Source organism: Microvirga arsenatis (genome assembly GCF_009910705.1).
GTDB classification, from domain to species: Bacteria; Pseudomonadota; Alphaproteobacteria; order Rhizobiales; family Beijerinckiaceae; genus Microvirga; species Microvirga arsenatis.
Genome location: NZ_JAAAXJ010000002.1, coordinates 210,628 through 224,828 on the forward strand (window position 1 = coordinate 210,628; position 14,201 = coordinate 224,828).

Below are 14,201 nucleotides of genomic sequence, written 5' to 3' on the forward strand. Positions count from 1 at the left end.
TCTTTCTCTCAATCCATGGTTTTCAGGATGATGGAGTCGCCATCCAGGTTCACTTGCACGGGCTGACCGAGGAACTTGCCGCCGAGATCGTCGGCGGTCTTGTAGAGCCCATCGATCGCAATCAACTCGGCTTCGAACTTGCGGCAGAAGATGCGCGCCTTGCTGTTTCCGGTGCATCCGGCGATGGCGCGGCCGCGCAGGGAGCCGTAGACATGGATCGAGCCGCCCGCGACGATCTCGGAGCCCGAAGCCACCGAACCCAGAACCGTCACGTCGCCTTCCGGGTGAAGGATCGACTGGCCCGAGCGCACCGAGCCCTCGATCAGGAGCGACTTCTCCGGCACGGGCGCATCCCCGAAGGGCGAGCCCGCCGCGGCCATGGCAGCGTTCGCCGCATCCGGAACGTCGATCTCGCCCGCGGGCTTTCCGCCGCTGATCTGCGGCGGCATGTCGGCGTCCACGTTCTCGGGCGCGGCGCCCTCGAGGCCGATGACGCGGATGTTGCGCATCTTGAAGGCCGCGAGCAGGAACTTCAGCTCCGACTTCGAGGGCTTGAGCGAGGACACATCGGCAATGATGGGACGCCCGGTGAAAAATCCGGGCGAGCGCTCCGAGACGGCGTCGAGGTCTTCGAGCCAGTCCCTCAGCGGCACCTCAGGCGCGAGCACCAGGGCCATGAAGGACCTGCCGCGGAAGCGAAGCGATGGACGATTTCGAACGGCAATGGTCACGGGAGTTCAGATTCCTTTAATACCCCATGATTTCGACCGTTTATGGTTAATGGACGGTTAAAGGTGCCGGCTGACGATCAAGAAAATTGCGAATTTTGCCGTCGTCCCTGCGCATCCGCTTCCGGAGAATCCTGGGGACAAGGAGAGACATTCGCCCCCTTCAAGGAATATAAAGATAAAACCTATCCCTTTATGAGTATTCGATATCACTTCTTGAGTAGTAGTTTACGTTCAAAGCTGAATTGACCCAGAGAACAATGGGCATAGGATGAGCTTTCTTTCGTTTTGTTTTCCCAGTTTTCAAGATTATTTTCAGGCGACGAATTGCGAAAACAGAACGATCGAATCGACAGGCGGTCGCAAGGCCAGGTCCACGGGAGGACGAGAATGTCGGGTCGAGTTTCGGTTCTTCAATCAACCCAGCATGGTTTGAGACATTGGCTGCGCCAGGCCGGCATCGCAGGGGCGGTGCTCGCGGCAGCACTGTCCTGCGCCCAGGCCCAGACCGGGCCGGCCTTCGCCCCCTCCCGCGCCAATGCGGGAACCCTCGGCGTCATCTCGGGCGGAGCCGACGGCACCTACATCCGCATCGCGGCCGACCTCGCCAACGTGCTCGATGGCGAAGACCTGCGCGTGCTGCCCATGATCGGGCGCGGCTCGCTGCAGAACCTGCGCGACATCATGTTCCTGCGCGGCGTCGACATCGGCATCGTGCAGATGGATGCGCGCGAGCAGCTGAAGGCGGAGAACCTGCAGGACAGCGCCGTGCGGCGCCTGCGCTTCATCACCCGCCTTTACAACGAGGAGGTCCACATCATCGCCAGCCGCGAGATCACGGACCTCCGGCAGCTCGAGGGCCGGAAGGTCAATATCGACAAGGCCGGCAGCGGCACCAACCTGACCTCGCGCCTGATCTTCGAGAAGCTCGGGATCAAGCCCGAGGTGACCACCTTCGATCAGGCGTCCTCCTACGCGAAGCTGAAGTCCGGCGAGATCCAGGCCGCCGTCTATGTGGCCGGCCGGCCGGTGCGGGCCATCGCGGAGTTTCAGACCGACGGGCGCTTCCATCTTCTCTCCATCCCCTTCGAGGGAGAGATCGCCGAAAGCTACTTCCCGGCCCGCTTCGAGAATGGGGATTACCCGCAGCTCGTGGGCAAGGACAAGCCCGTCGAGACCCTGGCCGTCGGCAGCCTGCTCGCCGTGTTCAACTGGCCCGAGAACTCCGACCGCTACAACCGGGTCAGGCGTTTCGTGGATGCCTTCTTCTCCCGCTTCGACGAGTTCCTGCAGCCGGGGCGTCATCCGAAGTGGAAGGAAGTCAACCTCGCTGCCGACGTGCCCGGATGGGAACGTGTGAGGCCGGCTCAGGACTGGCTCGACCGCGCCGCCGCGGCCAGCAGGCCGGCGCCCCAGGTCCAGAGCTTCGAGACCTTCATCAAGGACCGGGGCATCAATGTCTCGGCCGAGCAGCGCGAGGTGCTGTTCAGGGAGTTCCTCGCCTGGCAGAGCGACCGGCAGAGAGCCCTGCGGCGTAGCGCCAGACAGGATTGATTGAGCCTTCAAGACCAAGAACCCGAGACAGGACCAAAGCCAAAGGCCCTCCCAGCCTTTGGCCCTTCGGAAGGAGGTCCGACATGATTGGGCATCGACCATCCGCTTTGAAGCACCTCACCACGGAAACCGTGGCGGCCACCCTTCTCGGCCTGGCGCTCCTCGGCCCTGCCGGCGCCGAGACCTCCTCTCCCAAAGGCTTCGGTCCCGCAGCGCAAGGCGGCCCTGCGACCGCCGCGGCCGACAGGAACGACCTGCGGGGGCTCCTGCCGCTTCTCCTCACCTCCCCGAACCGCAAGCAGCTTGCGGCCCACCTCGAAGCGGCCATGCGGCGGGGGGACATGAAAGCGGCCGAGACCATTCTCAACACGGCCATCGAAGTCGGCACCCTTGCCATTGCCCTCAGCGACTACCTGAACGATCCCGGCCTGCTCGGGACCCTGCAGGACCTCGGCATCCAGAGCGCCCTCCCGCCGACCCCGGCGCCCGCTTCGTCTTCGGCGGCTCAGGCCTGCCCGGTTCTGCCGGAGACGACATCTCACAACCTTGCTGCCCTGCAGGAGGCCCTGGAGCGCGAGCAGTCCCTCGGCAGCATGGTCTCGCAGACGCTCGCCACCCTCATGCAGGACCACAACATGCTTGCTGCGCGGTTCGAGACCGAAACGCAGGCCAAGGCCCTTCTCGTCTCCGAGATGCGTCAGGCGCTGCAGCGGGAGCAGGACCGGGCCGCCGTGGCGGAACGGGAGCTGCAGAAGCTCTACGGCGAGTACCGCGCCCTGCAGGAAGCCAAGGGCCAGAGCACGGCCTCCGCCGCGCGCGGCGCCGACATGGAGGCTCTCCTGCAGCAGGAGCGGGAACGGGGCGCCGACGCCATGCGCCAGCTGACAGGCCTGCAACGGGAGCTGCAGGATCTCCGTAACGCGCGAGACACGCAGGCTGCCCAGGCCTCGGAGCTGGAGCGGGCCTTGGCCCGGGCCCAGATGCGCGGCGATGCCCTGGCGCAGGAGCTTGCCCAGACGGGAGAGGAGCTGCGCGCCGCGCAGGCTCTCCGGCAGGCGGGCCCGACACCGGTGATGCTGCGTCTTGCCGCAGCAGGCAACGAACCGTCCTTCCCCCCGCCCGACGCAGCACCCTCCGGGCCAGCGGCAGCCGCAGGGCCGGTCGAGGCGAGGTCTGCGTCCGAGGAGCGCAGGCCTGCGCCTCGGGAGACCCCTCCCGCCCTGCCGCGGCAGGAGACCGGATCGGTCGTGGTGGCGTTCCTGCCCTCCGGGATCGACCCGCTGCCGCTCGCGCCCGAGCGGCCGAAGACGGAGATCCAGGCCGCCGCCCCGCGGCCTGAGCCCGCGGCCGAGCCGCCAAAGGCCGACGACCGCCTCGTGGCCCGTGCCGAGGAGCTTCTAAGCAAGGGCGACGTGAGCGGCGCGCGCCTCCTTCTGGAACGCGCCCTGGCGAGCGGCCATGCCCGCGCCGCCTTCCTTCTGGCCGAGACCTTCGACCCGAATGCCCTGTCGCGGCTGGGCGCGCTCGGGTTGCGCGGCGACACCGGCAAGGCGCGCGAGTTCTACGCCAGGGCACAGGCTCTGGGCCTTGCTCAGGCCGGGGAGCGGCTGGATGCGCTCAAGTAAGCCGATGGATGGGGCGCTTTAGAACGGCACCCACTCGCCGCCTTCGGTCAGCGAATCCACGGCCCGCTCCAGGGCCGTGCCGGCATCGAGCAGATGCTGGGCCGTCTGCTGGACCTGCAGGGCTGGCCCGGGAAGGCCGGCCACATGCTCCGTCAGCTCGCGCACCCGCTCGATCAGGTCGATGAGCTCGGCGGCCAAGGCTGCCCGCTCCTCCGCGTCGGCGGTCGAGGCGCGTCCTGGCTTCAGGCGCGGAGCGAGGGGGATCACGTTCGACATGCCTTCAAAATCTTCCTTTGGCGCGCTGAGGGCAATGGAGGGCCCCGGCGTGATCCACAGCAAACCGCAGCCTTAAGTTCCGGCCCCGCTTTGTGCCAGTCTCCGGTGAACGGAAGATTGACGCCCCCGCAGGCCCATCGAGGCTTGACTCCAATATACTGGATAAATAGTATATTTTCATGGATACTCCGTCGAGCATCACCGCCCACCTGTCGGCGCGCCTGCGGGAGCTGCGCTCCGGGAGCGGGCTGAGCCTCGACGGCCTGGCCGAGCGCACCGGCGTGAGCCGCTCGATGATCTCCCTGATCGAGCGGGGCGAGAGCAGCCCCACGGCCGCCGTGCTCGACAAGCTTGCGGCGGGCCTGGGCGTGACGCTGGCTTCGCTCTTTGCGGCCAGGGAAGGCGCCGACGCCTCCCCCCTGGCGCGACGGGAGAGCCAGCCCGTCTGGCGCGACCCGGAAAGCGGCTATCTGCGCCGCAACCTCTCGGCTCCCGGCTTTCCTTCCCCGATCGAGCTGGTCGAGGTGATCCTCCCGCCCGGCGCGCGCGTCGCCTACGACACGGGGCACCGTGCCGCTATGGTCCATCAGCAGATCTGGATCGTCGAGGGCGGCATCGAGCTCACCCTCGGCGACGAGACCTACCGGCTGGCCGCGGGGGACTGCCTGTCCATGCGCCTCGATCGCCCGACCGTCTTCCGCAACCTCGCCGGGGAACCGGCCCGCTACCTGGTGGCCCTCGCCACCGACGGACGGGCAGGCCCCACCGGCGCCAAAAGCTGAAACATCTCATGACCGATTCCGTGACCATCCGCCCGCTCACCCCGCACGAGGCCATGGAGCGGATCGGCGATCTTTCCGCCGTGCTCATCGACTGCGTCGAGGGCGGCGCCTCGGTGAGCTTCATGTCGCCCCTCACCCGGGAGCGGGCGGACGCTTTCTGGCGGGGAGTGGCCGAGGACGCTGCGGCTGGAGAGCGGATCGTGCTTGCCGCCCTGGATGATGCGAACGGCCGGATCGTCGGCACCGTGCAGGTCGTGCTCAAGCAGCCCGAGAACCAGCCCCACCGGGCCGACATCGCCAAGATGCTCGTCCACAGCGGGGCGAGGAAGCGCGGGATCGGGGCCGCCCTGATGCGGGCGGCGGAGGAAGCGGCTCGCGCGGCGGGAAAGACCGTGCTCGTGCTCGACACGGTGACCGGCGGAGACGCCGAGCGTCTCTACGAGCGCATCGGCTGGATCAGGTCCGGCGTGATCCCGAACTACGCGCTCTGGCCGAAGGGCGGGCTCTGCGACACCACCGTGTTCTACAAGCAGATCTCCTCTGCCTGATCCCGCCGCGGGCGATGACCGGGAACGGGCTCGCCTGAGGTCCGTCCTCCCGCTATACAATAGCCTCATAGGCCCTGGCGGCGCAGTCATGCTATCGCCTGCCGGAACCCATCCGCTTTCATCATCACCAGACTGATCGATCATGGACTTTTCCACTGCGGCGCTGCTCGCCGCCTCGGGCCTGGCGGCCGGCCTCGTCAACGCCATTGCGGGCGGCGGCACCTTCTTCACCTTCTCCGCCCTCCTCGCCGCCGGACTCCCGCCCGTGGTCGCCAATGCCACCAGCGCGGTCGCCGTCACGCCGGCCAATCTGTCGAGCGCCTGGGCCTACCGGCGGGAGCTCGCCGCCAACATCCGCCGCTTCGCGGCGCTGGGGATCGTCAGCCTCATCGGGGGCCTGGGCGGCGCCTACATCCTCACCGTCACCAACAACGATGCCTTCCGGCAGCTCGTGCCGTGGCTGCTGCTGTTCGCCACCCTTCTCTTCGCCGCAAGCCCGAAGATCGTGGCGCTCGCGCGCACCATCGGCAAGCAGGAGGGCAAGCACCCCTCCGCCAGGGCCTGGGCGGCCGGTCTCGCCTTCATGCTGGGCGTCGCGGTTTATGGCGGCTTCTTCGGCGCAGGCATGGGCATCGTCATGCTGGCCGCGCTCGCGATCACGGAGGGCGACGACTTCCACCTGATCAACTCCGCCAAGCATCTCTGCTCGACGCTGATCCAGCTCATCGCGGTCGTCCTGTTCATCGCGAAAGGGCTCGTGAGCTGGCCCGAGACGCTCATCGTCGGCGCGGCCTCGGTGATCGGCGGCTATCTCGGCGTCGTCTTCGGGCGGCGCCTGCCGGCAGGCGTGATCCGCTGGCTCGTGATCGCGGTGGGGGCCGCACTGACACTGTATTTCTTTGTCGCCTGAATTTGGTAACTATGCGCGAAAGCGCGCGAGGCCGCGCAGCTTTTTGCCGGCCTCTGCCCGATTCACGCCACAAGCATGCTCCTTTCTGCGAAGGCTCGATTCCGAAGCTCTTGCCGAAAAGGACATCATCGTGGCTGAATCAACCAACCTGTCAGGACTCGACGGAACGCAATCGGTCAGCGCTCTCGGTCTGCGATGGGCTGCCCTGCGCGGCATGCTGAACTCGCCGCTGATCATGGCCGACGAACAACGTTCGCTGCGCGAGGAGCTGCTGCGCGAGCTCGCTGCCATCGAGCGCGACTTCGGCGACCTTCCCTCGCGCAACACCATGGAGGTCTCGGCGAAGCTCGACATCGCAAAATCGGCCTTGCGCGAGCGCGTCGAGGGCGGAGAGACCTGGCTCGTCGATCTCATCGACAGCATCCAGGCCGACCTCCACTCGCTTCATGCGAAGGCTCCCGCGGCGGCAGCCTCGCATGGCCGGTCTCCTGCCAATCTGACCCGGCCTCACCCGCAACGGCCTGACGACACGGCGGGTTCGACGGCAACAAACGCCGAGACGGGAACATCCTCCGCCGCATGACGACGCTGCGCCGCGTCCGGTTCGTTCCGGCGCGGCGCAGCGCATGGGGATCTGAAACGTTCCTGCGCTACACCAGACCCGGATCGATGGCGCTTCTGCGTTCGAGCCATGCCGGAACGGGCAGGTTCCTGGACCGCAGGAACTCCGGATTGAACAGCTTGGACTGATAGCGTGTGCCGTAATCGCACAGCACGGTCACGATGGTGTGCCCCGGGCCGAGATGTTTCCCGAGCTGAATGGCGCCGGCCACGTTGATGCCGGACGAGCCGCCGAGGCAGAGGCCCTCGTGTTCGAGAAGGTCGAAGATCACCGGCAGCGCCTCCTCGTCCGGGATCTGAAAGGCCGCGTCGATGACGGCGCCTTCCAGGTTCTTCGTGACACGCCCCTGCCCGATTCCCTCGGTGATCGACGAGCCGGCGGCTTTCAGCTCGCCCGTCGTCACCCAGCTGGCGATGGCCGAGCCCATCGGGTCGGCCAGGGCGACGGCAATGCGTGGATTGCGCTTCTTCAACGCCGCACCGACGCCGGCAAGCGTGCCGCCCGTGCCGACAGCGCAGATGAAGGCATCGATTTTTCCGCTCGTCTGCTCCCAGATTTCAGGCCCGGTCGTTTCGATATGCGCCTGCCGGTTCGCCAGGTTGTCGAACTGGTTGGCCCAGATCGCGCCGTTGGGCTCGGTCGCGGCCAGGCGCTCGGCCAAGCGGCCTGAGACCTTCACATAGTTGTTGGGATTGGCGTAGGGCACCGCCGGCACCTCGATGAGCTCGGCGCCTGCGAGCCGCAGCATGCTCTTCTTCTCCTCGCTCTGCGTTTCGGGAATCACGATCACGGTCCTGAAGCCCATCGCATTGGCGACGAGCGCGAGGCCGATGCCCGTGTTGCCGGCCGTGCCCTCGACGATGACGCCGCCCGGTCGCAGCGCGCCGCGCTTCACCGCGTCCCGGATGATGAACAGGGCCGCGCGGTCCTTCACCGACTGCCCGGGATTCATGAACTCGGCCTTGCCGAGGATCGTGCAGCCGGTGAGCTCGGAGGCGCGGCGCAGCTTGATCAGGGGTGTGTTGCCGATGGCGGCGGGAATGTCGGGCGTGATCATAGAGGGCTGGTCCATGGCTGGAGAATTTACCGACTTTCCTACGGTGCGGAATCCGGATCGTCACCCTTGAGCGAGCCGATCAGGGTGCCGAGAGCGAGAAAATCGCTCTTGCGGGTCGAGGTGCGCCGCCACGCCAGGCCGACAAGGCGCATGGGCGGATCATCGGGGAACGGGATCAGGGCCACGCGCCGGCGGTCGACCTCCGTCTTCGCGCACAATTCGGGAAGCAGGGTGATGCCGTGACCTGCGGCCACCATCTGCATGATGGTGGTCAGCGAAGCGGCGCCGAGCGCCTTGCGCGCCTGCATGTTGGCGATCTGGCAGAACTGAAGCGCCTGGTCGCGCAGGCAATGGCCCTCTTCCAGGAGCAGCAGGCGCTCCTGTCCGATGCGGACGCGCAGATCGCCGCCCCTCCAGTCCTGCGCCGCCCGGCTCTGCACGGCGACGAGAAAACGATCCTCGAAAAGCGGCATGGTTTCGAGCTGCGGCTGCTGAACCGGCAGGGCGAGCAGCACCGCATCGAGCTCGCCGCGAACGAGCTCCTCGACGAGGGCATTTGTCTGGCTCTCCCGGATCTGCAGGTCGAGCTGGGGATAGTGCTTGCCCACCTGGGTCAGGATGTCGGGCAGAAGGTAGGGAGCGATCGACGGGATGATCCCGAGGCGCAAGGTCCCGGTGAGGACGCCCTGATGCTGGCGCGCATAATCGGAGAGCTCGCGCACCTGGTTCAGGATGGCTTCCGCCCGCGCCGCGATCTCCTGGCCGACGGGCGTGATCGCGACGGCGCTGCCCCGGCGCTCGACCAACTCCACGCCGAGTTCGCGCTCCAGCTCCTTGATCTGCATGGACAGGGCCGGCTGCGTCACGGCGCATTGATCGGCCGCCATGCCGAAGTGACGGGTGCGCGCGAGGGTTTCGAAATAGCGTAGCTGTCGAAGCGTGATCATGGATTGATAAGATTATCTGATCGGTCCTTATAATCAATACAATTGGATCTTATCGGCCTGTCCCGGCATGGTGCGCCCACTCAAAGAGGACGACCATGACGAAAACCACCATGACCACGACGGCCGGTGCGCCGATCGCCGACAACCAGAACAGCCTGTCGGCCGGCGCCCGCGGTCCGCTGCTGCTTCAGGACTATCAGCTGATCGAGAAGCTCGCGCACCAGAACCGGGAGCGCATCCCCGAGCGCGTGGTGCATGCGAAGGGTTCGGCCGCCTACGGCACGCTGACCATTACCAACGACATCACGAAATATTCGAAGGCCAAGGTCTTCTCCGACATCGGCAAGCAGACCGAAGTGTTTCTTCGCTTCTCCACCGTTGCCGGCGAGCGCGGCGCGGCCGATGCCGAGCGCGACGTGCGCGGTTTCGCGTTGAAGGTCTATACGGAAGAAGGCAACTGGGACATCGTCGGCAACAACACGCCGGTGTTCTTCATCCGCGATCCGCTGAAGTTCCCCGACTTCATCCGCACGCAGAAGCGTCATCCCGCCACGAACCTGCGCTCGCCCACCGCCATGTGGGACTTCTGGTCGCTCAGCCCCGAGACCCTGCATCAGGTGACGATCCTGTTCTCGGACCGGGGCCTGCCGCAGGGCTACCGCTTCATGCACGGCTTCGGCTCTCATACCTACTCGTTCATCAACGAGGCGAATGAGCGCTTCTGGGTGAAGTTCCACTTCAAGTCCCTGCAGGGCATCAGAACCTGGACGAATCGCGAGGCCGAGGCGGTGATCGCCAAGGACCGCGAGAGCGCCCAGCGCGATCTCTACGAAGCCATCGAGAAGGGAGACTTCCCGCGTTGGAAATTCTGCGTCCAGATCATGCCCGAGACGGATGCGGAGAAAACCTCCTACAACCCGTTCGACGTCACCAAGGTGTGGCCCCACGCGGATTACCCGCTGATCGAGGTCGGCATCCTCGAGCTCAACCGCAATGCCCAGCATTATTTCGCGGAAGTTGAGCAGTCCTCGTTCTCGCCGTCGAACATCGTGCCCGGCATCGGCTTCTCGCCGGACAAGATGCTCCAGGGCCGCATCTTCGCCTATGCGGATGCGCACCGCTACCGGGTCGGCACCCATTACGAGGCGCTGCCCGTCAATCGGCCGCGCTGCCCGGTGCACCATTACCATGCCGACGGGGCGATGCTGTTCGACATCCCGAACCGGGGCAATGCCTATTACGAGCCCAATTCCTTCAACGGCCCGGTGCAGACGCCCCGCGCCGCGGAGCCGCCGCTCAAGATCTCGGGCGATGCCGACCGCTACGACCACCGCGCCGGCAACGACGACTACACCCAGCCCGGCAATCTCTTCCGCCTCATGACTCCGGAGGAGCAGAACCGGCTCATGGACAACATCGCGGAGGCGATGCAGGGGGTGCCGGAGGAGATCGTGCGCCGCCAGGTCGTGCACTTCTACCTCGCCGACAAGGCCTATGGCCTCGGCGTGGCCGACCGCATGGGTCTCAAGGGCGCGGTGCTGATCCAGGCTGCGGAATAAAACTCGAAAAGCCGTAGGGGCAGACGAGAACGGCCCGGGAGCGATCCCGGGCCGTTTTGCTTTGCGGCTTGAGTGCCATTCCCCGCGTTCAGAGCAGCCCCTCACCCAGCAGGAACGGATTGGTCTGCCGCTCCTGGCCGATGGTGCTCATGGGACCGTGGCCGCAGATGAAGGCGATGTCGTCGCCGAGGGGCAGGAGCTTGTCCTTGATCGAGCGGATCAGCGCCTTGCCGTCGCCGCCGGGAAGATCCACGCGCCCGACGGAACCCTGGAAGATTACGTCGCCCACGATGGCGAAACGCTCGGCCTTCGACACCAGCACGACACTGCCTGGCGAATGGCCGGGGCAGTGCAGCACGTCGAGGACGAGATCTCCGACCGTGACGGTATGGCCCTCGTTCAGCCAGCGGTCCGGGGTGACGGGGCGCGCCGGGATGCCGTAGGCCTGGCCCTGCTCGGCCAGGCGCTTGAGCAGGAAGTCGTCCGCTTGATGCGGCCCCTCGATGGCGACCCCGAGTTCCTCGCGCAGCTCCGCCGCACCGGCCGCATGGTCGATATGGCCATGGGTGAGAATGATCTTTTCGACGGCAGCGCCGCTCTGCGCAATGGCATCGCGGATGCGGTCGAGGTCGCCGCCGGGGTCGATCACGGCGGCCTTCCCGGTCTTCTCGCACCAGAGCAGGGTGCAGTTCTGCTGGAACGGCGTCACGGGAATGATGGCGGCGCGGACGTTGGGCACTCTGAGATCCTTCCTGCTGTCGGCCCCAGACATAGGCTCTTGCGGCGGCGCTGGGAAGACGCGAGGGCCGGCCGCTTCCCTTGACCTTGCAGGACCCGGCTTCACATAGCCTCCCATCGAAGCCAAGCGAGGATACGGGCATGGAGACCAGGGCCGCCGTGGCGTGGGGGGCTGGCAAGCCGCTCACCATCGAGACCATCCGCATCGAGGGCCCCAAGGCCGGCGAGGTGCTCGTGGAGGTGATGGCGACGGGCGTGTGCCACACGGACGCCTATACGCTTTCGGGCCTCGATTCCGAAGGCAAGTTCCCGGCGATCCTGGGCCATGAGGGCGCGGGCATCGTGCGCGAGGTCGGCCCCGGCGTCACCACCCTCAAGCCCGGCGATCACGTGATCCCGCTCTACACGCCCGAGTGCCGCAACTGCAAATCCTGCCTGTCGCGCCGCACCAATCTCTGCACCGCCATCCGCGCCACGCAGGGGCAGGGTCTCATGCCCGACGGCACGAGCCGCTTCCGCTGCGACGGCGAGACGGTGTTCCACTACATGGGCTGCTCGACCTTTTCCAACTTCACCGTGCTGCCGGAGATCGCGCTCGCCAAGGTGCGCGAGGACGCGCCCTTCGACAAGATCTGCTACATCGGCTGCGGCGTCACCACGGGCATCGGCGCGGTGATCTACACCGCCAAGGTCTGGCCCGGCGCCAACGTGGTTGTCTTCGGCCTCGGCGGCATCGGCCTCAACGTGATCCAGGGAGCCCGCCTGGTCGGCGCCGACAGGATCATCGGCGTCGACATCAACCCGGCCAAGCGCACGATGGCGGAAAAATTCGGCATGACCGACTTCATCAATCCAAGCGAAGTCGGCACCGACAAGGTGGTGCAGGCGATCATCGATCTCACCGGCGGCGGTGCGGACTTCTCCTTCGACGCCACCGGCAACGTCAACGTGATGCGCCAGGCGCTCGAATGCTGCCACCGCGGCTGGGGCGAGAGCATCATCATCGGCGTGGCGGAGGCGGGCAAGGAAATCGCGACGCGCCCGTTCCAGCTCGTCACCGGCCGCGTGTGGAAGGGAACGGCCTTCGGCGGCGCGCGCGGGCGCACGGACGTGCCCAAGATCGTCGACTGGTACATGGAGGGCAAGATCAACATCGACGACCTGATCACCCACACCATGCCGCTCGACGAGATCAACACCGCCTTCGATCTGATGCACGAGGGCAAGTCGATCCGCTCGGTCGTGATCTACTGACCGAACGGGGCAGCGCGACTGTTTCACGGGAAACAGTCGCGTCGGACGCGCGCCACGGTTATTTCCCGAACAGCTCCGGGTGCCGGAGCTGCAGGGCCTGGATCAGCACCAGGGTCTTCATGTCGGCAATGGCGCCCTCAGCCATGAGGCGCGTCAGCTCGTCGATGCCGATCTCCAGCACCTCGATCTCCTCGTGCTCGTCCGCGAGCCCGCCGCCCTCCCCGACCCGGTCGGCGGCCGAGTAGGGGGCGAGAAACAGGTGCAGCCGCTCCGTGGTGATCCCGGGGGCGGACCAGGCTGTCCCCACCCGCTCCAGGGTCCGGATCCGAAGGCCCGCCTCCTCCATGGCCTCGCGGCGGGCGCAGGCCTCCGGCTCGTCCTCGTCGAGCAGGCCCGCTACCGCTTCCAGGAAACCCTGGCGCCGCTCCACATGCATGACCGGCGCGCGGAACTGCCGGATCAGGATGACCTTGCGGGCTTCCGGATCGTAGGGCAGCACCGCGGCCGCATCGGCGCTGTTGAGGACCTCCCGGGCCATGGTGCGCCCATCCGGCATCTCGACCGTCAGCTTGAGAAGCCTGCGCCAGCCCTCGTAGAGGGTTTCGACCTGGGTGATCCGATAGCCTGCCACGTCCTGCACTCTCCTGTTCGCCCACCTTACCCTACGACAACACGCAAAACCCTCAAGTTATCCCTTCCCTCATGGTGAAGCTTGCGGGCCGGTTCGCGCGTTAAGGGCAGGACAGTGCAAGGAGAGTTGCCGTGCTGGAAGACCTGGTTGCCGCCATCAGGAAGAAGCAGGCGATCCTGTTCGCCGGGGCCGGCGTGTCCATGACCGTCGGCCTGCCCTCCTGGAGCACCTTGATCGAGCATATCGCAGCCGAGCTGAAGATCGACCTTTCCGACTTCAAGGGCACGGACCTCAACTATCTGACGCTGGCCGAGTTCTACCGGCTCAAGCAGGGCAGCATCGGCCCCCTGCGCAGCTGGATGGACCGGAACTGGACCATTCCCGAGGACACCCTGAAGAAGTCCCGCGTCCACGAGCTCATCTGCAAGCTCGACTTTCCGATTCTCTACACCACGAACTTCGACCGCAACCTTGAGACCGCCTACGACCTCCACGGCAAGGACTACGTGAAGATCGTCAATGCCAAGGATATCGCCCGCATCCGCGAGGGCGTGCCGCAGATCGTGAAATACCACGGCGATTTCGACGACGACGGCTCCATCGTCATCGCGGAGACCGACTATCTGGAGCGTCTGTCCTTCGAATCGCCCCTCGACATCAAGTTCCGCTCGGACTCGCTGGGGAAGACCATCCTGTTCATCGGCTACAGCATGACGGACCTCAACATCCGCTTTCTCATGCACCGGCTCTGGAAGACCTGGGCCGGCTCCGGCTACGAGCGGGACCGGCCGCAATCCTACGTCTTCATGCTGCGCGCCAACCCCGTCGAGCAGGCCGTTCTGGAACAATGGGGCCTGCAGGTGCTGATGGAGCGGGACTGTCCGCCCGAGGAAGCCCTCGAGACCTTTCTGGCCAAGCTGTACAGGGCCGTCGAGAAGGACGAGGGCGGGGTCTGATTGTCTACCGGCAC

The 14,201-nt window shown here is 66.1% G+C and carries 15 protein-coding genes; 9 read left to right on the top strand and 6 right to left on the bottom strand.

Going from position 1 to position 14,201, the window contains the following annotated elements; all coding sequences use genetic code 11:
- Positions 1-8: 8 nt before the first annotated feature.
- A complete protein-coding gene (gene minC, locus GR303_RS04290; protein WP_161721237.1) occupies positions 9-731 on the bottom strand; it encodes a septum site-determining protein MinC in 723 nt (240 codons plus the stop codon).
- 429 nt (positions 732-1,160) lie between these two features.
- Between minC and GR303_RS04295 the strand changes: the two genes are divergently transcribed.
- Together GR303_RS04295 and GR303_RS04300 are read left to right on the top strand one after the other, a co-directional pair.
- Positions 1,161-2,282 carry a TAXI family TRAP transporter solute-binding subunit gene (locus GR303_RS04295; RefSeq protein ID WP_161721236.1) on the top strand — a complete coding sequence of 374 codons (1,122 nt, stop codon included), beginning with the start codon at positions 1,161-1,163 and terminating at the stop codon, positions 2,280-2,282.
- A gap of 83 nt (positions 2,283-2,365) precedes the next feature.
- Complete coding sequence (locus tag GR303_RS04300; RefSeq protein ID WP_161721235.1) at positions 2,366-3,907, top strand: coiled-coil domain-containing protein; 1,542 nt, start codon at positions 2,366-2,368, stop codon at positions 3,905-3,907.
- Between the two features lie 18 nt (positions 3,908-3,925).
- Here the strand turns inward: GR303_RS04300 and GR303_RS04305 are convergent, their stop codons facing one another.
- Positions 3,926-4,183 (bottom strand): hypothetical protein, encoded by a 258-nt coding sequence (locus GR303_RS04305; protein WP_161721234.1) that lies wholly within the window; start codon positions 4,181-4,183, stop codon positions 3,926-3,928.
- Between the two features lie 179 nt (positions 4,184-4,362).
- Here GR303_RS04305 and GR303_RS04310 point away from each other — a divergent pair, with 179 nt between their 5' ends.
- The 4 genes from GR303_RS04310 to GR303_RS04325 all read left to right on the top strand — a co-directional run bounded on the left by GR303_RS04310 (position 4,363) and on the right by GR303_RS04325 (position 7,006).
- A complete protein-coding gene (locus tag GR303_RS04310) occupies positions 4,363-4,965 on the top strand; it encodes a helix-turn-helix domain-containing protein (protein ID WP_161721233.1) in 603 nt (200 codons plus the stop codon).
- 8 nt (positions 4,966-4,973) lie between these two features.
- Positions 4,974-5,513, top strand: coding sequence for a GNAT family N-acetyltransferase (locus tag GR303_RS04315; RefSeq protein ID WP_161721232.1), 540 nt, complete (start codon positions 4,974-4,976; stop codon positions 5,511-5,513).
- A gap of 142 nt (positions 5,514-5,655) precedes the next feature.
- Complete coding sequence (locus tag GR303_RS04320; RefSeq protein ID WP_161721231.1) at positions 5,656-6,423, top strand: sulfite exporter TauE/SafE family protein; 768 nt, start codon at positions 5,656-5,658, stop codon at positions 6,421-6,423.
- A 130-nt stretch (positions 6,424-6,553) separates the two neighbouring features.
- Positions 6,554-7,006: a hypothetical protein gene (locus GR303_RS04325; protein WP_161721230.1), complete on the top strand. Its 453-nt coding sequence runs from the start codon at positions 6,554-6,556 to the stop codon at positions 7,004-7,006.
- Between the two features lie 67 nt (positions 7,007-7,073).
- Here the strand turns inward: GR303_RS04325 and GR303_RS04330 are convergent, their stop codons facing one another.
- Both GR303_RS04330 and GR303_RS04335 read right to left on the bottom strand, forming a co-directional pair.
- Entirely contained in the window at positions 7,074-8,117 is a 1,044-nt protein-coding gene (locus GR303_RS04330; protein WP_246205246.1) for a cysteine synthase A, read from the bottom strand.
- 23 nt (positions 8,118-8,140) lie between these two features.
- The gene (locus GR303_RS04335) at positions 8,141-9,049 is read right to left on the bottom strand and encodes a hydrogen peroxide-inducible genes activator (RefSeq protein WP_161721229.1); all 909 of its coding nucleotides are present in this window, start codon (positions 9,047-9,049) and stop codon (positions 8,141-8,143) included.
- A gap of 95 nt (positions 9,050-9,144) precedes the next feature.
- Here GR303_RS04335 and GR303_RS04340 point away from each other — a divergent pair, with 95 nt between their 5' ends.
- A complete protein-coding gene (locus GR303_RS04340) occupies positions 9,145-10,608 on the top strand; it encodes a catalase (RefSeq protein ID WP_161721228.1) in 1,464 nt (487 codons plus the stop codon).
- 88 nt (positions 10,609-10,696) lie between these two features.
- On the opposite strand, the gene GR303_RS04345 is transcribed toward GR303_RS04340, so the two are convergent.
- On the bottom strand, positions 10,697-11,380 hold the full coding sequence (locus tag GR303_RS04345) for an MBL fold metallo-hydrolase (RefSeq protein WP_161721227.1): 684 nt from the start codon (positions 11,378-11,380) through the stop codon (positions 10,697-10,699).
- A 107-nt stretch (positions 11,381-11,487) separates the two neighbouring features.
- On the opposite strand from GR303_RS04345, the gene GR303_RS04350 reads away from it, so the two are divergent.
- A complete protein-coding gene (locus GR303_RS04350) occupies positions 11,488-12,600 on the top strand; it encodes an S-(hydroxymethyl)glutathione dehydrogenase/class III alcohol dehydrogenase (RefSeq protein WP_161721226.1) in 1,113 nt (370 codons plus the stop codon).
- Between the two features lie 58 nt (positions 12,601-12,658).
- On the opposite strand, the gene GR303_RS04355 is transcribed toward GR303_RS04350, so the two are convergent.
- Positions 12,659-13,231 carry an NUDIX domain-containing protein gene (locus tag GR303_RS04355; RefSeq protein ID WP_343038379.1) on the bottom strand — a complete coding sequence of 191 codons (573 nt, stop codon included), beginning with the start codon at positions 13,229-13,231 and terminating at the stop codon, positions 12,659-12,661.
- Positions 13,232-13,362: 131 nt separating this feature from the next.
- Between GR303_RS04355 and GR303_RS04360 the strand changes: the two genes are divergently transcribed.
- Complete coding sequence (locus GR303_RS04360; protein WP_161721225.1) at positions 13,363-14,187, top strand: SIR2 family protein; 825 nt, start codon at positions 13,363-13,365, stop codon at positions 14,185-14,187.
- The last annotated feature ends 14 nt before the right edge of the window (positions 14,188-14,201 follow it).

What these genes read in the sequence shown, in the direction of transcription:
- GR303_RS04315 (WP_161721232.1), top strand. Translation starts at nt 4,974, where the DNA reads ATGACCGATTCCGTGACCATCCGCCCGCTCACCCCGCACGAGGCCATG.
- GR303_RS04350 (WP_161721226.1), top strand. Translation starts at nt 11,488, where the DNA reads ATGGAGACCAGGGCCGCCGTGGCGTGGGGGGCTGGCAAGCCGCTCACC.
- GR303_RS04330 (WP_246205246.1), bottom strand. Translation starts at nt 8,117, where the DNA reads ATGGACCAGCCCTCTATGATCACGCCCGACATTCCCGCCGCCATCGGC.
- GR303_RS04310 (WP_161721233.1), top strand. Translation starts at nt 4,363, where the DNA reads ATGGATACTCCGTCGAGCATCACCGCCCACCTGTCGGCGCGCCTGCGG.
- GR303_RS04300 (WP_161721235.1), top strand. Translation starts at nt 2,366, where the DNA reads ATGATTGGGCATCGACCATCCGCTTTGAAGCACCTCACCACGGAAACC.
- GR303_RS04320 (WP_161721231.1), top strand. Translation starts at nt 5,656, where the DNA reads ATGGACTTTTCCACTGCGGCGCTGCTCGCCGCCTCGGGCCTGGCGGCC.
- GR303_RS04345 (WP_161721227.1), bottom strand. Translation starts at nt 11,380, where the DNA reads ATGTCTGGGGCCGACAGCAGGAAGGATCTCAGAGTGCCCAACGTCCGC.
- GR303_RS04305 (WP_161721234.1), bottom strand. Translation starts at nt 4,183, where the DNA reads ATGTCGAACGTGATCCCCCTCGCTCCGCGCCTGAAGCCAGGACGCGCC.
- GR303_RS04340 (WP_161721228.1), top strand. Translation starts at nt 9,145, where the DNA reads ATGACGAAAACCACCATGACCACGACGGCCGGTGCGCCGATCGCCGAC.
- GR303_RS04335 (WP_161721229.1), bottom strand. Translation starts at nt 9,049, where the DNA reads ATGATCACGCTTCGACAGCTACGCTATTTCGAAACCCTCGCGCGCACC.